This window comes from Streptomyces sp. NPDC020489, from assembly GCF_044386545.1.
Taxonomy (GTDB): domain Bacteria; phylum Actinomycetota; class Actinomycetes; order Streptomycetales; family Streptomycetaceae; genus Streptomyces.
On the sequence record NZ_JBIRUZ010000005.1, the window covers coordinates 466,216 to 485,179 of the forward strand.

20 protein-coding genes are annotated in these 18,964 nt (G+C 71.1%); 9 read left to right on the forward strand and 11 right to left on the reverse strand.

Annotated elements, in window-relative coordinates; translation table 11 throughout:
* Nucleotides 1-23 precede the first annotated feature (23 nt).
* Nucleotides 24-944, reverse strand: coding sequence for an NADP-dependent oxidoreductase (locus tag ACH41F_RS16060; RefSeq protein ID WP_398836024.1), 921 nt, complete (start codon nucleotides 942-944; stop codon nucleotides 24-26).
* Between the two features lie 82 nt (nucleotides 945-1,026).
* Nucleotides 1,027-1,665: an HD domain-containing protein gene (locus ACH41F_RS16065; RefSeq protein ID WP_398836026.1), complete on the reverse strand. Its 639-nt coding sequence runs from the start codon at nucleotides 1,663-1,665 to the stop codon at nucleotides 1,027-1,029.
* Between the two features lie 125 nt (nucleotides 1,666-1,790).
* Here ACH41F_RS16065 and ACH41F_RS16070 point away from each other — a divergent pair, with 125 nt between their 5' ends.
* Nucleotides 1,791-2,765 (forward strand): DJ-1/PfpI family protein, encoded by a 975-nt coding sequence (locus tag ACH41F_RS16070; protein WP_391230855.1) that lies wholly within the window; start codon nucleotides 1,791-1,793, stop codon nucleotides 2,763-2,765.
* 21 nt (nucleotides 2,766-2,786) lie between these two features.
* Here the strand turns inward: ACH41F_RS16070 and ACH41F_RS16075 are convergent, their stop codons facing one another.
* Both ACH41F_RS16075 and ACH41F_RS16080 read right to left on the reverse strand, forming a co-directional pair.
* Entirely contained in the window at nucleotides 2,787-3,440 is a 654-nt protein-coding gene (locus ACH41F_RS16075; RefSeq protein WP_391230854.1) for a TOPRIM nucleotidyl transferase/hydrolase domain-containing protein, read from the reverse strand.
* A 117-nt stretch (nucleotides 3,441-3,557) separates the two neighbouring features.
* Nucleotides 3,558-4,343, reverse strand: a complete 786-nt coding sequence (locus ACH41F_RS16080) for a helix-turn-helix domain-containing protein (RefSeq protein WP_398836030.1) — start codon at nucleotides 4,341-4,343, stop codon at nucleotides 3,558-3,560.
* 70 nt (nucleotides 4,344-4,413) lie between these two features.
* On the opposite strand from ACH41F_RS16080, the gene ACH41F_RS16085 reads away from it, so the two are divergent.
* On the forward strand, nucleotides 4,414-5,232 hold the full coding sequence (locus ACH41F_RS16085) for a phytanoyl-CoA dioxygenase family protein (RefSeq protein WP_398836033.1): 819 nt from the start codon (nucleotides 4,414-4,416) through the stop codon (nucleotides 5,230-5,232).
* Nucleotides 5,229-5,540, forward strand: a complete 312-nt coding sequence (locus ACH41F_RS16090; protein WP_391230850.1) for a hypothetical protein — start codon at nucleotides 5,229-5,231, stop codon at nucleotides 5,538-5,540. The genes ACH41F_RS16085 and ACH41F_RS16090 overlap by 4 nt, the downstream gene beginning before the upstream one ends.
* Before the next feature lie 48 nt (nucleotides 5,541-5,588).
* Here the strand turns inward: ACH41F_RS16090 and ACH41F_RS16095 are convergent, their stop codons facing one another.
* The 3 genes from ACH41F_RS16095 to ACH41F_RS16105 all read right to left on the reverse strand — a co-directional run bounded on the left by ACH41F_RS16095 (nucleotide 5,589) and on the right by ACH41F_RS16105 (nucleotide 7,740).
* Nucleotides 5,589-6,830, reverse strand: a complete 1,242-nt coding sequence (locus ACH41F_RS16095) for a serine hydrolase domain-containing protein (protein ID WP_398836395.1) — start codon at nucleotides 6,828-6,830, stop codon at nucleotides 5,589-5,591.
* Between the two features lie 62 nt (nucleotides 6,831-6,892).
* Nucleotides 6,893-7,309, reverse strand: a complete 417-nt coding sequence (locus ACH41F_RS16100) for a hypothetical protein (protein WP_398836036.1) — start codon at nucleotides 7,307-7,309, stop codon at nucleotides 6,893-6,895.
* A gap of 32 nt (nucleotides 7,310-7,341) precedes the next feature.
* The gene (locus ACH41F_RS16105) at nucleotides 7,342-7,740 is read right to left on the reverse strand and encodes a hypothetical protein (protein ID WP_398836038.1); all 399 of its coding nucleotides are present in this window, start codon (nucleotides 7,738-7,740) and stop codon (nucleotides 7,342-7,344) included.
* Between the two features lie 220 nt (nucleotides 7,741-7,960).
* Here ACH41F_RS16105 and ACH41F_RS16110 point away from each other — a divergent pair, with 220 nt between their 5' ends.
* The 3 genes from ACH41F_RS16110 to ACH41F_RS16120 all read left to right on the forward strand — a co-directional run bounded on the left by ACH41F_RS16110 (nucleotide 7,961) and on the right by ACH41F_RS16120 (nucleotide 10,426).
* On the forward strand, nucleotides 7,961-8,944 hold the full coding sequence (locus ACH41F_RS16110) for an ArsR/SmtB family transcription factor (RefSeq protein WP_398836040.1): 984 nt from the start codon (nucleotides 7,961-7,963) through the stop codon (nucleotides 8,942-8,944).
* A gap of 196 nt (nucleotides 8,945-9,140) precedes the next feature.
* Entirely contained in the window at nucleotides 9,141-9,284 is a 144-nt protein-coding gene (locus tag ACH41F_RS16115; RefSeq protein ID WP_391230845.1) for a hypothetical protein, read from the forward strand.
* Entirely contained in the window at nucleotides 9,281-10,426 is a 1,146-nt protein-coding gene (locus ACH41F_RS16120; protein WP_398836043.1) for a hypothetical protein, read from the forward strand. Before ACH41F_RS16115 ends, ACH41F_RS16120 begins: the two co-directional genes overlap by 4 nt.
* A gap of 26 nt (nucleotides 10,427-10,452) precedes the next feature.
* Here the strand turns inward: ACH41F_RS16120 and ACH41F_RS16125 are convergent, their stop codons facing one another.
* The 3 genes from ACH41F_RS16125 to ACH41F_RS16135 form a co-directional block, all read right to left on the reverse strand.
* On the reverse strand, nucleotides 10,453-12,030 hold the full coding sequence (locus ACH41F_RS16125) for a serine/threonine-protein kinase (RefSeq protein WP_398836046.1): 1,578 nt from the start codon (nucleotides 12,028-12,030) through the stop codon (nucleotides 10,453-10,455).
* Entirely contained in the window at nucleotides 12,027-12,821 is a 795-nt protein-coding gene (locus ACH41F_RS16130) for a serine/threonine protein kinase (protein WP_391230841.1), read from the reverse strand. The genes ACH41F_RS16125 and ACH41F_RS16130 overlap by 4 nt, the downstream gene beginning before the upstream one ends.
* 775 nt (nucleotides 12,822-13,596) lie before the next feature.
* Nucleotides 13,597-14,406, reverse strand: a complete 810-nt coding sequence (locus ACH41F_RS16135; RefSeq protein WP_398836048.1) for an LppX_LprAFG lipoprotein — start codon at nucleotides 14,404-14,406, stop codon at nucleotides 13,597-13,599.
* A 503-nt stretch (nucleotides 14,407-14,909) separates the two neighbouring features.
* Between ACH41F_RS16135 and ACH41F_RS16140 the strand changes: the two genes are divergently transcribed.
* Nucleotides 14,910-15,284, forward strand: a complete 375-nt coding sequence (locus tag ACH41F_RS16140) for a hypothetical protein (protein ID WP_398836051.1) — start codon at nucleotides 14,910-14,912, stop codon at nucleotides 15,282-15,284.
* Between the two features lie 220 nt (nucleotides 15,285-15,504).
* Nucleotides 15,505-15,906: a metalloregulator ArsR/SmtB family transcription factor gene (locus tag ACH41F_RS16145; RefSeq protein ID WP_391230838.1), complete on the forward strand. Its 402-nt coding sequence runs from the start codon at nucleotides 15,505-15,507 to the stop codon at nucleotides 15,904-15,906.
* A 28-nt stretch (nucleotides 15,907-15,934) separates the two neighbouring features.
* Here the strand turns inward: ACH41F_RS16145 and ACH41F_RS16150 are convergent, their stop codons facing one another.
* Nucleotides 15,935-16,678: a FadR/GntR family transcriptional regulator gene (locus ACH41F_RS16150; RefSeq protein ID WP_398836053.1), complete on the reverse strand. Its 744-nt coding sequence runs from the start codon at nucleotides 16,676-16,678 to the stop codon at nucleotides 15,935-15,937.
* Between the two features lie 630 nt (nucleotides 16,679-17,308).
* On the opposite strand from ACH41F_RS16150, the gene ACH41F_RS16155 reads away from it, so the two are divergent.
* Nucleotides 17,309-18,931 (forward strand): glycoside hydrolase 43 family protein, encoded by a 1,623-nt coding sequence (locus ACH41F_RS16155; RefSeq protein WP_398836055.1) that lies wholly within the window; start codon nucleotides 17,309-17,311, stop codon nucleotides 18,929-18,931.
* Nucleotides 18,932-18,964 lie beyond the last annotated feature (33 nt).

The following is an 18,964-nucleotide window of genomic DNA, read 5'->3' on the forward strand; positions in this document are numbered from 1 at the left end:
TCCGGTCGGCCGCCGTCGTGTCGTCAGTCCTCGGCGACGCGGATGATCGTGCGGCCGGGAACGCGCTCGCGCGAGGTGAGGGCGGCGGGTGCCTCGTCCAGCGGCCGTACCGCGCCGACCCGTACCCGGAGTCGGCCGCACCGCAGTCGGTCGGCCAGGTCGGCGAGGCGAGCGCGGTCGGGCTCCACGACGAAGAACACGGCCCGTCCGTCGTCGGGGCGCACCATGGGCGGGTGGGCGACGCTGACGAGCGTGCCGCCCGGGCGTACGAGGGCGGCCGAGCGGTCGAGGACGTCACCGCCGATCACATCGAACACCACGTCCACCTGTCCGGCGTCCTCCAGGCGTTCGGCGTCCAGGGCGAGGTATGCGTGCGCACCCAGGTCCAGCACGGTGCCCCGGTCCGCGGAGCGCCCCGTGCCGATCACGCGGGCTCCGGCTTGGTGCGCGAGCTGGACGGCGATCGAGCCGACAGCGCCCGCGGCGCCGTGCACCAGGACGGTCTGGCCGGTGGCCAGACGCGCGTGGTCGAAGAGGCCCTGCCAGGCGGTCAGCCCGGAGATCGGCAGCGCCGCGGCCACCGTGTGGTCCACGTCGGCGGGGAGCGGGGTGAGGTTGCGGGCCTCCACGGCGACGTACTCGGCGAGCGAGCCGTCGCGTGCCCAGTCGGTCGGTCCGAAGACCCGCTGGCCGACGCTGAGGCCGGTCGTTCCGTAGCCGAGCTCCGTCACCACCCCCGAGACCTCGTGGCCGGGCACGCTGGGCGTGCGGTCGTGGCCGGCGCGGTCGGTCCAGGTGGCGGGCCAGTCGAGCTCTCCTCGGGTGAATCCGGCGGCGTGGACGCGCACGATGACGTCGTTCTCGGCGGCGTGGGGACGGGGCAGGTCCTCGATGGACAGCCCTCTGACCCCGGCCTCACGGTCCCGGACAGTGATGGCTCGCACGGTCATTCCTTTCTTGGTGTGTGACGAGGGAGAAACGGCGGAGATTCTCCGTGAAATCGAATCGATCCGCGCCGCGGTCCGGTCACCGTGGCCAGGGAGCGTCGATGATGCGCTCCACCATGGACGCACGGCGGAAACCGGGAACGAAATGCTCCAGGACATCCGCGTTGACGGTTCCGTAGGTGGTGTCGGGGCGGTTTTTGAGGCCGTCGACGAATGCCTGGAGGAATTCCTTCTTGAAATCACCGCGCGGATGAACGGCCACGATCTCCTCCACCTGATCGTCCGGCAGCTCGTCCAGCCCCCAGCCGAGGGCGTCGGTCAGCACGCCGTAGTTCGTGACGGCGACCTCCGGTTCCATCCGGCCCGGGATTCCCGGCGTCGTGTGCAGGGCGACAGCCCTCCAGACCACCTCGGCGGCGCGCTCGGAGAACCCGCGGTCGAGGAGGAACGCCCGCGCGTGGTCGGCTCCGTCCAGTTCGAAACGCTGCTGTGTGCCGGAGAACGGGATCAGAAGGCCCGTGTCATGGAAGATCGCCGAGATGTAGAGCAACTCGGGATCCGGCGTCAGGTCCCTGGCCCGCGCGTGCAGGGAACCGAAGAGAAACACCCGCCGGGAGTGGTGGTAGAGCAAAGGGTTCGTCCTTTCACGGAGAAAGTCCGTGGCCTCCGCGACAGCCGCGGTCCCGGGTATTTCCACCCCTGCGATGATGTCGGTCATGACGTCCGCGCTTTCCGATGCGAGAGAATCGTGTGTCCGTTCTCCACGGTGCCGCCCACGCGAGCTTCGGCGCCGCCTCGGTCCGGCCATGAACCACTCGAATCGGGTCATCCCAGAAGGGGGCTGTGAACTCAGCCATGCACCGGGTCGCGATCCTCGTCTACGACGGAGTCAAACTGCTGGACGTCGCCGGGCCCGCCGAGGTGTTCGGAGAGGCGAACCTGCTCGGCGCCGACTACCGGATCACCCTGGTGTCGGCGACGGGCGCCGACGTCGTCTCCTCGATCGGCATGCGCATCGCGGTCGACGGCAGCGCCGCCGACGAAGCGGACCCGGACAGCTTCCTGATGCCGGGCGGGGACGTCTACCCCAGGACCCCGGTCGGCCACGACCTCACGGAGGCCGCCAGGGACCTGGCAGGGCGCGCCGGCCGGGTCGCCTCCGTGTGCTCCGGTGCGTTCGTCCTGGGCGCGACGGGCCTGCTGGACGGCCGACGAGCGACCACCCACTGGAAGATCGCGGGTGAACTCGCCGCCCGGCACCCCAGGACCCGCGTCGAACCCGACGCCATCTACGTCCGCGACGGCAGCGTCTACACGTCGGCGGGGGTCACCGCGGGCATCGATCTCGCCCTCGCCCTCGTCGAGGAGGACCACGGCCCCGACCTGAGCCGGGAGGTGGCCCGCTCCCTGGTGGTGTACCTGCACCGGGCGGGAGGCCAGTCGCAGTTCTCCGCGCCCCTGCAAGGCCCGCCGCCCCGGTCACCCGCCCTGCGCAGGATCGTCGACCTGGTCACGGCGGATCCCGCGGGCGACTACTCCCTGACCGAGCTCGCCGGGCGGCTCAACGTCAGCACGCGCCACCTGACCCGGCTGTTCCGCGAGGAACTGGGCACCACGCCGGGGCGATACGTGGAGTCGATCCGCTTCGACATCGCCAAGTCACTTCTCGACCAGGGGCACACGGCGACGCAGGCCGCGTCCCTGGCGGGCTTCCCGAGCTACGAGAGCCTGCGCCGCGTGTTCGCACGGGAGTTGTCCATCAGCCCCGCCGCCTACCAACGCCGGTTCGCCACCGCTCGCCGGGCGCAGGCGGAGTGATCGGCGGGGGCAGTCCACGCGTCAGACGTGCGCGAGGAGACGGTCCAGCGGCCCGGGGACACGGTCGAGGTCCAGGTGGGAGACGAGTGCCTGGGCGTAGAGGGCCTTGCGGCCGCTGTGGGTGCCCATGAAGCGGCGCAGTTGGTGCTCGACGGGTCGTTCCCGCTGGGCCGGTTGGCCCTGGAAGGTGAGGAAGGGGCGGGTCTCCCCCTGGGTGTCGATGACCTGCCGGACGGCGTCGGCCCCGAGGGCGCGGATCAGTTCGTCCTCCAGGTCGGCCACGCACATGTGGAACCCGAGCGCCTCCAGTTGGGCCGGTGCGTGCGGGGTCGTCAGACCGACGCGTTCCAGATGGCGGCGGAAGTGCCGTTCCTCACCGATGTCGTAGAGGCCGGCGAGCGGCAGCCCCAGGCCCGCCGGGCCGCACACGTCCAGGAAGTGTCCGATGTTCGTGGCGCCTCCGAGCGGGACGACCGCGACGCCCTCCGCGTCCAGGTCGCGGCCGTGGCGCCGGGCGAGCGTCTCCAGGGCCAGCTGATCGCTGGCGCCCTCGACGAGGACGACCGTCCGTACGCCGTCGGCCAGTTCCCGCGACGCCGCGGCGGCTTCGTCCGTCCGCGGCCCGCCGGCCGCCCAGGCGATGACCGAGCGGCGGAAACGCCCCAACTCGTCCACGGCACCTCGCTTTCCGCCGCCATCGTGGCACGGCCGGGATCTCGTACGCACCCGGGTTTACCACCCTTCCGCGCCCTCCATGCGGCCGCCCGGCGGGGCGCGTCCCGGAATGGGTGCTCAGCCGCCCGCCGCCCGCCGCACCGCGCGTGGTGAGGCGCCCAGTTCCCGGCGGCAGGTCTTGTTGAAGGCCTGTAGGTCACCGATGCCGACGGCGGCCGCGATCGCCGGGATGGCCAGCGTGGAGGCGATCAGGAGGTGGCGGGCGCGCTCCATGCGGCGGTGTCTGATGTAGCCGACGACCGTCTGCCCGGTGTCCTCGCGGAAGAGCCGGGTCAGGTGGGTGTGCGAGACGCCCGCGGCGCGGGCCACGTCGGGGACGTTCAGCGGGCCGGCCAGGTGCTCCTCGATGTGGGCCATGGCCGCCTGGAGGGCGGGGTGCCGGGGGCCCGCGCTGTCCGCCGCGGGACCGGTCAGGGTGGTCATCCGCCACAGCACCGTCCACAGTTCCGCCGAGGCCCGCACCGGGGACTGCGCGCTCGCCGCGACCGTCTGCCGCAGCAGTCCGCTCAGCACCGCCGCGTCGTCGCCGGCGTCCTGCATCGCGGGGACACGGCGTCGCTCTCCGGTGCCCGGCAGTCGGAAGTGGGCGTAGAGGTGCTCGCTGCGCGGGGCGTCGTAGTGGAAGTGCACCTCGGTGTCGGGCGGCACCAGGCTCATGTGGCCGGGGCGGATGGGGTGCGTGACACCGCCGAACTCCAGTGTGCCGCTGTAGGTGTAGAGGTGGAGCTGCCACAGCCGCGGCAGCCGGAACACCTCGTGCGGTCCGGCCGCGCCGTGCACGCCCACGCCCGCGTTCGCCACGTGGGGCGGGAGGTCCAGGGCGAGTTCCACGTCGTGCCGCATGGCGAGAAATTACCAGTGGTCGCCGATTACAGCCCACGACAGCTCTGCGGGCGGCTTCTACGGTCGTCGTATGTCAACCACACGACAGCTGCTGAACTCCGTCCAGGTGGCACGGTTCGTGTCCCATGGTTTCCTGCGTCTCGACGGCATCGTGCCCCGGGAGATGAACGAGGAGGCGCTCGGTGTGTTCGCCGCCGGGCTGCCGAGCGTGCCGTACGGCACCCCTGTGCCGAAGGCGTTCCCCGAGGGCTCCTTCGCCCGCCGGCTGGTCGAACTCGCCGCGGTGGCGGGGGCGTTGGAGAGTCTGGTGGGTCCGGACCCGGCCGTGGACCACCACTTCGTGCACTCCCGCCTGCCCCGCGAGGGCAGCGCGCAGCCGCTGCATGCCGACGCCCTGATCGATGTGCGGACCGACGCCTTCGACGTGCAGCTCATGTACTACCCGCAGGAGGTCACCGCCGACATGGGCGGCACGCTCGTCGTGCCGGGCAGCCATCTGCGCCGCACCAACGAGTCCGACACCGGCCGCTACCAGAACCTGCTCGGCCAGACCCGGCTGACCTGTCCCGCCGGCACCGTCATGCTTCTGCACCACGGCATCTGGCACGGCGGGCGGCGCAACGACAGTGACACGGTCCGCCACATGTACAAGATCCGCTTCAACCCGACCGTGCCCCAGGTCCGGTTGTGGGACACCGCGGATCTGGACTCCCCCGAGGTGGCCTCGGAGCTGCGGCACACCTTCCCCTGGTACGAACCGGCCACCGGGCGGCTGGAGATCCACAACCGGATCCGGCTGTGGCGTTCCCTGACCGCCGACCCCGAGTTCGACGTCGACCACTGGGTCACCCGTATCTCCAACCGGCCCGCCCTGAGGAGCCAGGCATGACCGTCACGGACCGCGAGACGACCGCGACCGCCCCGAGCACCACCCGACAGCAGGTCCTCGTCCTGTACCTGGCCACCTCCGCGCTCGACTCGGACGTGGTCGGCTGGGCCCGCTACGACGGCACCGGCGCCACCCGCCCCACCACCGGCGACGGCGACGAACCCCCGTACCGCGACGGGGTCGCCGCCCTGCTCGACGGCTGGCGGCTCTTGCAGGCCTCCCAGCTCATCCCCCCGTACCCGGGGGCGGAGCACGAGACCTCGTTCCTGAAGCACGAGTTCTTCTTCGAGAAGCTCGTCGCCGGGTGAGAGCGGTGGGGCCACCATGACCGCCGCGTCATGGTGGCCCCGGGCGGGTCAGCGGTGCTCGGCCAGGTCCGACTCGGCCGGGAGCACCGACGACCCGGTCCGCACGGACGACGACGCCGTCGCGGCCGGCTTCTTGCCGCAGAACGCCGCCTCGAGCGTGCCGCCGAGCGCGGTGTTGGCGGACCCCTTGTTCGAGGTGTTGGCCATCGCCGAGAGGCTGCGGCGGCCGTCGCGGGTGGCGAAGGCGTAGGTGTAGTAGCCCTGCACGGTGCCGGTGTGGCCGTAGACCTGGGTACCGCAGGACAGGTCGTAGCGGCGCAGGCCCAGGCCGTAGAAGCGGGTGTTGGTGGTGTCGGTCGGCGTGACGGTGGTCATCGCCTCCAGCATCTTCGGTGAGAGCAGCTTGCCCCGCATCAGCGCGATCACGAAGAGGTTCAGGTCGGTCGGGTTGGAGATGACCGCGCCCGCCGACTGCGCCCAGGACACCGTCTGTTCGGTGGAGTCGACCAGCGGGCCGCCCTCCTCGTCGGGATGCAGGTAACCGCGGACGTGCAGCCCCTCGATGCGGGCGTCGGGGTGGACGTACGAGGTGTTGCGCAGGCCCAGCGGCTCGATGATGCGGCGCCGGTACTCGGTGGCGACCGGCTTCCCGGTGAGCTTCTCGATGAGCATGCCGACGACCACGAAGTTCGTGTTGGAGTACTGGTACGACACGCCGGGCTCGGTGGTGCGGGGCTCCTTCAGCGAGAGATCCACCAGCTCCTGGTAGCTGAAGACCCGGTTGCGCACCGCCTCGAAGCCGGGGACGGTCTGCTCGAACATCGCGTTCGTGTAGTCCCACAGACCGCTGCGGTGGGTGAGCAGATGACGCACCGTGATCCGGTCGTCGGGCAGCAGCCCGGGCAGGTACCGGTTCACCGGGGCGTCGAGTTCCAGCTTCCCTTCCTGCACCAGCTGGAGCAGGACCACGCTGGAGAAGGTCTTGCTCACGCTTCCGATCCGGAAGCGGGCGCGGATGTCCATGGCGGCGCCCGACTCCCGGTCGCGCACGCCCAGGGTCCGGGTCTCGATGCCGCCGGGGCCGATGAACCGGGCCATCGCTCCCGGGGCGCCCTGGGCCATGGCGGCCTTCAGCGCGGCGGACACGCCGTCCATGTCGGGGGCGGGCGTGGTCTCCCGCACGGCGCCGGGAGCGGCGGGCGCGGCGTGCGCGCCGGCGGCGGGGAGCACTCCGGCGGCGAGCGCGGCGATCAGGGTGGCGCCGACGGCCAGGCGTCGGCGGTTGTTCAACGTCACGTCAGTTCCTCAAGTTCGCTGAGCGGTGCGCCGGGCGGCGGGAGCGGGCAGCCGCGTCAGCTGGCGCGGCACTGTTCGACCTGCTGCTTCCACACGTCCGGGCTACCGGTGTTCAGGTACCAGTCGTTGACGAAGCCGCCGCGGCTGTTGGAGAGCTCGACCCTCATCCAGTACCGGTAGTTGGGGTTGTCGACGGCGCCGTCGCCCGTGGTCCAGCAGTCCAGGCCGACCTCGTCGCCGTTGTACAGGCGGCTGTACGCCTGCTCGATGGGGCCGTACCCGTAGCCCGGGCCGGTCCGCACCTGGAGCCAGGACCCCGGGTCGATGCCGGTGACCGTGGTGCAGGGGATGATGGAACCGGACCTCTCGCACGGGTAGGTCACGGCGTTCGCCGGGGCGGCGGTGACCATCACGGTCGCGGCGGTCGCGAAGACGGTGCCGAGGCCGAGGATCTTGCGGCGTACGGAGTTCATGGGGGTCCCCCTCTGTGTCGTGGTCAGGTCTTTCAGCACTGCCGGATCCGCTGCTTCCACACGTCCGGGTTGCCGGTGTCCAGGTACCAGTCGTTGACGAAGCCCGAGCGGACCCCGACGTCGACCCGCATCCAGTAGCGGTAGTTCGGGTTGTCCGCGGCCCCGTCGCCCGTGGTCCAGCAGGCCAGGCCCACTTCCTGCCCGTTGTTCAGGCGGCCGTTCGGCACGTCGGCGTAGCCGTATCCGGGGCCGGTGCGCATCTGCAGCCAGGAGCCGGAGTCGATGCCGGTGACGTACGCGCAGATCGCGCGGTCGCCCGACACCCGGCAGTCGTGGATGGCGGCCTCGGCCGGAGTCACCAGCCCCAGCGTGGCGGCCAGGGCCGCCGCCGCGGCGAACAGCCCGGTGCCGGCACGGCGTCGAAGGTTCATCAGTGCCCCGTCTCTGTGACGTGTGGTGCGCGGGGCACGGCGATGTGCGCGGTCGGCCGCCGCCCCCGTGGTCGGAGACAGTCTGTGCAGGGTCAGGAGCGCTGCCCAGCATTTCGAAGGGCTTCAAAACGTGTCCCGGCCCGTCCTTGCCGCGCCGGTCGAAACTTTTGCCCGGGCCCGCGCGTCAGACGGGGTGGCAGTACGTCGATGGGGAGTGTTCATGTCCCGGTTCTCCGAATTGCGCCTGGGGCCGCTGGAGACGGTCCCGGTGTCCGTCGTGGCGCAGCCCGGCGTCACCCTGATGTCGCTCGTCGCGGATGCGCTGGGCGGCCGTTCCCAAGGTGTGCACCCCCGCTGGCGGCGCGCGCTGCGCTCCGCGGTGCCCGAGAGGGCCGAGGCGGTGCTGCGGCCGCTGTTCGCCCGCGAGTACTCGATGGTCCCCGACTGCCTCACCCCCACCGCACCGCTGTGGGAGACCGACCTGTCGGTCCAGCTCGAACGGCTGGCGGAGGTCCCCTCCGACGTGCTGCTGCGGGAGCTGGAGACGGACTTCGCGGGGACGGTCCCCCGGCAGTGGCAGGGGGTCGTCGACCGGCCGAAGGCCTTCATCCATGCCTACGCGGCCATTCTCGGTGCCGTGTGGGAGGCGTTCGGACCGATCTGGGCGCGGGCCGGCTCGCTGCTGGCCCGGGAGACCGAGCGGGTGGGAGTGGCGGCCGTGAGCAACGCCCTGCCGCTGGTCCTGTCCGGGCTCGGACCCAAGATCCGTTTCTCCGGGCAGACGCTGTCCGTGCCGGATCCGCACCCCGAGACGTTCGAGCGGGGCACCCGCCGCGTGGTGCTGGTGCCGATCGTCTCGGGCAACGCGGCCTCGGTCTTCAGTTTCGACCGCCACGACGCCGTGTGGTTCGGCTATCCCGTGCCCGGCCTGGACACGCTGTGGAAGGCCGAGCAGGCCGCCCCGGCGAAGGACCCGCTCAAGCTCATGGTGGGCTCCCTGCGGGCGCGGATCCTGCGGGAGCTGACGCGCCCGTGCACCATGGGCTCACTGGCCTCCGCCCTCAACTGCACGCCGGCGACGGTCACCTACCACTGCGGCCAGTTGGAGGCGGCCGGCCTGCTCACCCGGGAACGCCGAGGACAGCATGTGATGGCCCGGCGCACGACGTCGGGCGCGGCGCTGGTGGGGTTGTTGTCGGGTTGAGGTGGGCTGGTCCGCCGGAGGCCACACGCGATGAGCTGGTAGGCGAGGGCCGCACGCGGTGCGCCGGTGGAGCGGGGACGCCACCCTGACATCCGTCAGGACCGCCGGCACCGCTCGCCTTTCTATGGTTCGAGTCGTCTTCCAGTCCCCGGCGGTATCGCGGGGGCACCCCTCCACACAGGAAGCGACAGCTCGCATGCGCCCGTTCCCCTCCACGCCGCCCACGTTCGCCGACAGGCCGGGCGAGGTCGGTCTCGACAGCGTCCGGATCACCCGCGTCCGCCGCGGACTCCCGTCCCGGCCCGGCGACGCGCTCGGCTCTCGGGAGTACGACCTGTGAGGCGGCGCCTGCTGGCGACCACGCTCGCCCTGCTCCTGCTCGGCGGCGCGATGGGGTCCGCTGCCGCCGACGCCCCGGCCGGGCGCCCTGCATCGGTCGACGCCGCGTCCGTCCAGGTGCCCGCCGGCGTCACCGCCGGGGTCGCCGTCTTCGACCGGCAGACCGGCACCTTCACCGAGCAGCTCAACGCCGCCGCCACCTTCCGGTCCGCCTCCGTCGTCAAACTGCTGCTGGCACTGGACTACCTGTGGAACCGCGGCCCCGACTACACCGTGCCCGCCGCCGACCGGGCATGGCTGGAGCCGATGCTGCGCAGCAGCAACGACACCGCCGCCAACACCTACTGGTCGAACAACGGCGGTTCCGCGATCATCACCCGCATGGTGAGCCGCCTCGGTCTGCGCGACACCGCACCGCCGCCCAGCGGCTACCCGGGCTACTGGGGCTACACGGCGCTCTCCGCCCGGGACACCGTGACGATCTACCGCTACCTCCTGGACTCCGCCCCCGGCGCCGTGCGCGACGTCGTCATGGGCAACCTGCGCCAGTCCACCCGCTGCGCCTCCGACGGCTTCGACCAGCACTTCGGCATCGCCGGGGCGTTCGAGAAACCGTGGGCGGTGAAGCAGGGCTGGGCGGGCTCCTCGTACGAGAAGGGCACCTGCGGCTCGGCGCGCACCGCGAGCGCGACAGGGACGGCGAGCCCCGCCGCCGCCGCGGACGTGGATCTGACCCGGCCCGCGCTGCACAGCACGGGCACGGTGGGGGCTGGTGACCGGTCCATCGTGGCGGTGTTCACGCTCCATCCGGTCGGCACGTCGTACGGGAAGGCGTACACGGACATCGGGCGGCTGACCCGCTCCCTGAACGTTCCCGGGGCGACCCGGCCGGCGGGGTGGTGGTACGGCACCTGGAGCGACCATGTGAACGTCCGCCCGAACCCGTCGACCGCCGATGCCGCGCTCACTCAACTCCCGGCCGGCGTCGAGGTGTTGGTGGGCTGTCAGGCGCGGGGGCAACTGGTCCAGGTGCCGCCGTACAGCAACGACTGGTGGGCGTATCTGCCCCAGTACGGCGGCTGGATCTCCAACATCTACATCACCTCGCCCGACAACAAGATGCCGGACGTGAAGGACTGCTAGCAGTCCCGGACGCGTGCTCCGCCTCCTCAGCGCTGGTAGGCGGCGAGGAAGCGGAGCACCTTGTCGACGTGCGGGCGCACCCGCTCGGGGACCCCGCCCTCCGAGATGACGGTACGGTCGCTGGTGCGATAGCCGGCCGCGATCAGCGCGGGCAGCTCCTCGGCCGGCATGTGCGCCTGCTTGAACTGCTGGTCGAGCCAGCACACGTACACCGCCATCGTGGAGATCGCGTCCGGGGGCGACCGGTAGTCCTTGTCCCCGTCGCCGTCGCCGTCCACCGCCCAGGCCCGGAACACCGACGGCGTCCACATGGCGATGCCGTACTCCTCGCTCTTGGGACGGGCGGCGTTCACGTCGAACCCGCTCTCCGCCTTGAGCATGGCGGCGAGCAGCGCGGGGGTGACCTCGGCGTCGGTGCAGCGGTGGGCGGCCTTCACGATGACCGGGCGCAGGGCCTCGGGTACGTCGGAATCCTCCGGGATCTCACCGGTGGCCGCCGGGCTGCGGGCGCCCGTGACGACGGCGGGGGCGGTGCGGCCCTGCCCCTCGTCACCGCGGCCGTCACCTCCGCCGCCCCCGAGCAGCGCGGTGCCCGCGACCGCCGCGGCGGACAGGGCGGCAAGCGCCACCGCGGCGACGGGCAGCAGCCGGTATCGGCGGCGCGGGACGGCGAGTTGCTCGATCCGGGCGACCACGCTCGCGGCGGTGTGGCGCAGGCGGCCCGCGTGGTCGGGGGCCAGGCAGTCCTCGATGAGACGGCGCCAACCCTCCTCCAGCCCGGCGTCCAGACGCAGGGGCGCGGTGCCGCGGGCGTAGGTCTGGGCGGCGAGCGAACGGGCGCGCGCGGTGGCGCCGGGGAACGGGTGAAGGCCCCCGGTGAGCACCTGGTGGGCGAGGACGCCGAAGGCCCAGATGTCGGCGGTCGGGCGCACCACCGTGCCATCCGCGCCGGTGCGCTGCGACCACCACTCGGGCGGCACGTGGTCGAGCGTGCCGAGCGGGGGCACATAGGCGTGCGTGCCCTCCAGTTCGGTGGCCAGGCCGAAGTCGGCGAGCCAGACCCCTTGGTCCGCGCCCAGCAGCACGTTGGCTGGTTTGAGGTCGCCGTGCACCCAGCCGGCGTCGTGCATGTGGGAGAGTCCGGCGGCGACGCCGCGCAGGATCCGTACGGCGTCCGGGATCGGGCGGCCGGTCGCGGCAGCGTCCAGCACCTGACGCAGACTGGCCTCGGCGCGGTCCATGACGAGGGCGATCGCGCCGTCCAACGCGGGCAGGTCGGGCGCGTCCACGGTGCACACGGCGTGCGTCCGCACGAGGTGGGGATGGTCGGCCTCGGCGCTGAACCGCACCTCGCGCGCGACCAGTTCACCGAGCGCGGCCCGCTGACCGGGGGCCAGGGCGCCGGTCGGCAGCACCTTCACCGCCACGGTGGTGCCGTCGGCGACAGCCCGGGCCGTCGGATCGTCCGCCACCGGCCGGGCCTCGTACACCGTTCCCCAGCCGCCCGACCCGATGACCGTGCCCAACTCCCAGCCGTCGACGCGGAATCCGGCCGGGAGCCGCGGTGCTTCGAGAGCGCCTTCCCCGGCGCCGGAGGAGGTCACGTCCCGCTCTCCTGCTGCACGGTCCGCCGACGGGGCGGCAGGAGGGCGAGGTGCTCCTCGCGCACCAGGCCGAAGCGCAGGGCGAGGGAGGCGAGGCGCGCGCGCTTGGCGCCGGTGCGGCCGCCGCCGTCCGCTCCGGGCTCCTCGCCGATGTCGAGGCGCAGTTTGGTGAAGGCCAGGTAGTCGATGTGGTAGTTCACCGCGGAACGGGTCAGGCCCCGACAGCTCTCCAGCGCGCGCAGCCGCTCCGCGATGTCCCCGGCGCCCGGCAGGGCGCTGTCCGAGGGATCACGCAACCGCGGCTCGCACAGCGCCACCAGCACGAGGAAGTACTTCGCCGTGGTGTCGAGCGCGTAGGGATGTACGGTCAGCTCCCCGGCGCCGGGTGCGGAGCGCTCGTCCAGGTAGGCGTGCTGCGGGGCGAACACCTTGAAGTCGACGGTCCCGTTCAGGGCGGGCAGGACCACCCGGGAGAACTCGAACGGCACCGGCGCGCCGAGTCGGCCGGGGGCGACGGTGATGTACTCGCCGGCCCCCTCCAGGTTCTCGACCACGTACGCCGTGTCCCGGTTGAAGTTCGACAGCCGCCAGTAGTCCTCGGCCGCCTCCAGCCGCCCCGCCCGCCGTGAGATCCCGGGGTCGGGCAGGACGATGGAGACGCCCCGGCCGCCGGGCAGCCCGCGCCCGAAGTCGGCCACGTCACCCGGCCCCATGTGCAGCAGTTCGGACCCGCCCGCGTCGACGGCACCCTGCCGCGACGGACCGGGTGGTTGTACGATGATCGTTTCCATATCGACTCCCCCGATGTGGTCGCCAAAAGTGTAAGGGCGGTTCCGCTTGCCGTCGGCCCTGAGTCGACGCACCGGGCAGGGCGCGCGTTCCCATCACACTCGCCCCCTTCAGCACCGCGTCGCCCGGCCCCTGCCGATGGCTCGCGCGTGTGGTCACAACGCGCACGGACAGCACCGGAACGCCGTAGTCCCTGCCCGGCGCCGCCTACCGGTCGATGGGCGCGTGAGAGCGCGGGACACGAACACTAGGACGACGGTTCGATCACGTCGGTTGCAGCGAGGGGCTGCGCCTCGGCCACGCTTCAACTCGTAGGTGGGGCAGCGGCGTTCACCCGCCGGACGGGCCCGAGCGGTGTGGGAGCCGGAGGCGTGCACGTGCGCCTGGGCATCGGTCGGGAAGGCCGCCGCAGTGGCTCATGTCCAGGTGCGTGGGGGCGGCATGGCGTGCGTCGGACGGCGCGTGTCCCAGCCGGGCGATCCGGCGGGTGGCTGCCTCCTCCTTGTCGAGCGCGAGCTACGCCATCGCGATCCGCTTCGGTGCCGAGCGTGCCCGCGCGGGGCTGAACCTCGGCGAGGCCGTGCCGGGCCCTCCCGTGGCGAGCCGGGCCCTCCGATGGCGTGCCGAGCCGGCGCGTGGCGTGGCGTGACGCCCGAGAGGGGGCGGCCTTACACGACTGCGCCCGCCCTCTTCGGTCGACCGGAGGTCGAGGCGACCGAGGAGGGCGGGCTGGGGCTGCTGCGGGCCCGGTGCCGTCCGGCCGGGCCCGCGCGGGGGTCAGCTCTGCTTCTGGCCGTTCCGCAGGGCCTGGTCTGTCATGTCGGCAACCTGGTCGGACGGCGGAGCCTCGGCGTCGACCTCGGTGCCGAAGTCGGAGAACTCCAGCACGGTGCTGACCTTGACCTGCTGGTTCGAGGAACTAGCCTTCGGCTGGGCGGAAGCCGGCGCCTTGACGGTCAGGTCGATCTGCTGACGGCGGATCCGGCCCTCGTCGTCGAGCCAGAGCTGCATGGGCAGCGTCGGGCCGATCTGCTGGCGCAGTTTCGCACCGCCGGGCAGCCGGGCGACATCCACCGAGACCTTGTACCGGTGGGTGTCGACGCCGCCGATCTTCTCGCTACCGGCCTCGGTGACGTCGTCGTCGTTGATCGCCTTGGCGTAGGCGGCGGACTGGGCCGGGTCGCCGATCTGTGCCGGATCCGAGCCCTGCTGTTCCGCGACCTTCTTCAGGTCGATCTTCATCCAGGACTTGCCGTTGGGCTTCTCCTGGCCAGGGGCCTTCTGATACAGCACCTGGTCGACCACGCGCTGCTCGACGCTCTTGCCCTGGGCCGTGACGGTCATGGTGCTGTCGCCGTCCGCGAGGTCGATGGCCCCCTTGCCGTCGGACGTGATCGACTGACCGTCCGCAGAGGCCTTCACCTTGACGGTCATCTTCGCCGTCTCGGCGTCGGCAGTCTTGTCGTAGGCGCTGCGCACGGCGGTCGTGCTCTGCTCCTGACCGCCGCTCGCGCTCGCCGCGGCCGCGGGCTTCTCGTCCTTCGCGTCACTGTCGCCTCCGCAGCCCGAAAGGACAACACTGCCCATGATGAGGGCCGTTCCGATCGCAGACGCCTTCACTCCCCTGCCCCGCATGAATTCCCTCTCTCCTCACACTGACTCAACTGCCTCTGGCATAAAGCCGGTTCGCCCAGTGAGTGCCCCGGAAGCCTTCCCATAGGCGCAGTTGAGGGGGTGATTGGCCGGTTCAGAGGGGTTCCCGGGCCGGCCTTCGGACATTTTGGGGAGTGCAGGGAGTTCGGGGATGGGCACCTGTCATTACGGCGCTTTCTCGAAGGGAAAACCGGAACTCGAAGATCCGGAAATTCCGGCGGCTGTTTTCCTCCTTCAGCCCGACCGTGACATCGTCATCTTCTTTCTCCGGCAGACCAGTTACCGAAGGCCGACGATCTCGGCAGGTCGCCGAACTGTCATCGAGGGGCAGTCACGAAGACCTCCCGCAGGACCACTCGCGGCGGCCGTACGGTCCGGCCATCGGGCGGGCCGAGCAGCACCGGTCCCGCCACAACCCATGCACAAGGGGAGGCGCCGTGGCAGGAGTGGAAGTTTCGCTGAAGGAGATGATGGCCGGCATCGAAGGGTCGGTGGCGGCCGCGGTCGTGGACTACACCAGCGGGATGGCGTTGGGCACGCTGGGCGGGGACAAGGACCTGGACGTCACGGTCGCGGCGGCCGGCAACACGGACGTCATCCGGGCCAAGGTGCGCACCATGGAGCAGCTGGGGCTGACGACCCGCATCGAGGACATCCTGATCACGATGGACAGGCAATACCACCTCATCCGTCTGGTGACGGGCCGCGACGGAAACGGGCTGTTCCTCTATCTCGTCCTGGACAAGGCCCGTGCGAACCTGGCGATGGCCCGCCACCAACTCAAGCGCATCGAGGAGCAGTTGGAGGTCTAGCCGCCGACCGAGCCGGGGCTGCGCGCGCCCATGATGTGAAGACTTCTTCAAGTCACCACATCAACATGAGCCCAATCCGTGGTCGCCCGGAGCCCCCGACCAGAAGGATCGGTACTCACCGGACCGTCCCGCCGCGGCGGCACCCTGCCAGGTGCCGCCGCACGCGGCCTCGTCCCACCCGTCAGACCCTCCGACCCACCCCGGCAAGGAGCGAGCACTCATGCAGGTCCCCCTCTACCAGGCCAAGGCGGATTTCTTCCGCATGCTCGGGCACCCGGTGCGCATCCGCGTCCTGGAGCTGCTCCAGCACGGGCCCGTCCCGGTGCGCGACCTGCTCGCCGACACCGCCGTCGAGCCCTCCAGCCTCTCCCAGCAACTGGCCGTACTGCGCCGTTCGGGCATCGTGGTGTCCATCCGAGAGGGCTCCACCGTCAGCTACGCGCTCGCGGGTGGCGACGTCGCCGACCTCCTGCGCGCCGCCCGCCGCATCCTCACCGAACTTCTCGCCGGACAGAACCAGTTGTTGACACAACTCCGGCAGGCCGACACCGGAGAGCTGCCGCAGGCTCTCCTCGCGGAGCCCGGCCGTCACCTGCCTCCCGGGGTCCTCCCCCTGCCATGACGACGCGCCGGCCACGCGCCCCCGGGCCTCACCCCGCCGTCACCTCGCCGTCCACCCCTCCGTCCACCTCGAAGGGGACCGTCCCGCCCGCCCGCAGGTGCTCCCGCAGCCACTGCTCGGTGTTGCTCACATGCAGCAGTGCGGCGGCCTGACTGAGGGCGGCGTCACGGGTGGACAGGGCATGGAAGATGGCCTCGTGCTCGGCGAGAGTGCGCGCGGCGGCCTTGTCGTCGACCAGGCCCCGCCAGATGCGGGCGCGCAGGGTGCGGCCCGAGATGCCCTCCAGGAGCGCCAGGAGGGTCTCGTTGCCCGTGGCCGTGACGACGGCACGATGGAAGGCCACGTCATGGGCGTTGAGCCGCTCCACGTCATCGCGAGCCTCGCGCATTGCGCCCAAGTGTCTTTCCACCTCGGCGAGTTGGGCCTCGGTGATCCGGGTGGCGGCAAGGGCCGTGGCGACCGGCTCCAGCAGGCGCCGCACCTCCATCAGGTCCCGCAGGGCGACCGAGTCCCCCTGGAGCAGCTCCACCGCCCCGCCGAGCCCCTCCAGGAGCACGCTCGGCTGCAGACTGGTCACATAGGTGCCGTCGCCCCGCCGGACCTCCAGGACCCGCGCGACCGCCAGCGCCTTGACCGCCTCACGGGCGAGGTTCCGGGAGAGCCCCAGCTGCGCGGCCAGCTCCGGCTCGGCGGGAAGTTTCGAGCCCGGCGGCAGGGCACCGGTCCGAATCAGTTCCCGGATCCGCTCGATGGCCTTGTCCGTCAGGGACAACGTGACTCCCTCCCCGCGGACGCGCGGCACGGGCACGTCCGACCTGATCAGCTCCAGGTGGCGCCGATGATACGGGAGGCGTTCGACGGACAGACATGCCGTGTCCGAGGGATGACCTACCTCTCTGCCGTGGCCCCGACAGCACGTCGCGGGGCCCTCCGTGGACCTGACGCGAAGGTGACAGCCACGGGAGCCGCGCCGTGGCCCCGGCCGCGGTGGAGGAGTTGTCGGATGACCACCGCAGTCTCCATGCCCATGACACCCACATGTCCGTGCCGAGGTGTTCGATCCTCCGGTCAACTTTCGGTTCGTCGGCCGCACGGACACTGGAGAGACTTCATGGCCTGTCGAGACCAAGCAGCCGGTCAGCCGCCCTGTCGGCATCGAGTTGGCTGTCGAGCGGGGACACGAGCCAAGGATCCCTCCGATGAATTCCACTTCCGACACCGAAAGCTTTCGCCCAGCCAAGCGAATCCTGCGAAGGGTATTGACGGGATGTGTCGGCCTCCTATCATCCTGATTGCCCGACACACCAGTCAGCGTTCGCCATACCGAACAAGCACGGGCCAACCATCCGCCGCACTCCCCCCGCAGAGAACGGCATTCGATATGTCATGCCCTCGCCAATTCATGAATCGCCGCCGGGCGTTGACCGCTGCCGGCGGCCTCGTCGCCGGGGCCTTCGCGCCACTCGGCTCGGCCTCCCCGAGTTCCGCTGCCGGAACCGGCGCGCAACCGGTTCTCGCGGCCGCCTCGACGTACACCAACCCGGTGGTCTGGCAGGACTTCGCGGACCTCGATGTCATCCGCGTCGGCGCCACCTACTACGCCTCGGCCTCGACCATGCACTACTCACCGGGCGCGCCCGTCCTGCGCTCGTACGACCTCGTGAACTGGGAGATCGTCGGGCACTCGGTGCCCGTTCTCGACTTCGGCGCCAAGTACGACCTGAACGGCGGCCGCGGCTACGTCAGAGGGATCTGGGCGTCGTCGCTGGCCTACCGTCCGAGCAACAGGACCTTCTACTGGCTCGGCCAGATCGACTTCGCCCGGACCTACGTCTACACCGCCACCGCCGCCGAGGGGCCCTGGAGCAGGCTGACCACGATCAACACCCCGTACTACGACGCGGGACTGCTCGTCGACAGTGACGACACGATGTACGTGGCGTACGGGAACACCACCATCAGCGTGGCCCAGCTCTCCGCCGACGGCCGCCAACAGGTGCGCACACAGCAGGTGTTCAGCACACCGTCGAGTGTCGGCACCCTTGAGGGCTCCCGCTTCTACAAGATCAACGGGCAGTACTACATCTTCCTGACCAGGCCCGCGAACGGGCAGTACATCCTGAAGTCGACCAGCGGCCCCTTCGGCCCGTACACGATGCGCCAGGTCCTGCTCGACCTGCGCGGTCCGATCCCCGGCGGGGGCGTACCGCACCAGGGTGGGCTCGTGCAGACGCAGAGCGGCTCCTGGTACTACCTGGCCTTCGTGGACGCCTATCCCGGCGGGCGGGTACCCGTCCTCGCACCGGTCAGCTGGACCTCCGACGGCTGGCCCGTCGTACAGCTCGTGAACGGCGCATGGGGCACCTCCTATCCCAGCCCGGCCGTGCCCCCTCCACCCCGCCCGGTCACGCCCATGACCGGCGTCGACACCTTCGACGTCACGACTCTCTCACCGAGGTGGGAGTGGAACCACAACCCGGACCCCGCCAAATGGTCGGCCGGCAACGGCCTGACCCTGCGGACCGCGACCGTCACCAACGACCTGTACTGGGCCCGCAACACCCTCACTCACCGCATCCAGGGCCCCACCTCCACCGCCACCATCGAACTCGACTACTCGGCGATGCGGGACGGCGACCGGGCCGGGCTCGCCCTGCTGCGCGACTCCTCCGCCTGGATCGGTGTCCGACGCGACGGCGGGACGACCCGGGTGGCGATGGTCAACGGCCTGACCATGGACGGCAACTGGAACACCACCGGCACCGGCACGGAGGCCGCCGCGGCAGCGGTGTCGGGCGGCCGGATCTGGCTGCGCGCGACCGCCGACATCCGCCCCGGAGCACCACGCCCGGGCACCTTCTCCTACAGCACGGACGGCACCCGTTTCACCCGGCTCGGCCCCTCCTTCTCCCTGGGCAACGACTGGCGCTTCTTCATGGGGTACCGCTTCGCCCTCTTCAACCACGCCACTCAAGCACTCGGCGGCTCGGTGCGCATCGCGCGGTTCGACCTGTCGACGCCCTGATCACCTCCCGCATCACCTCCCGACGAGCGCACG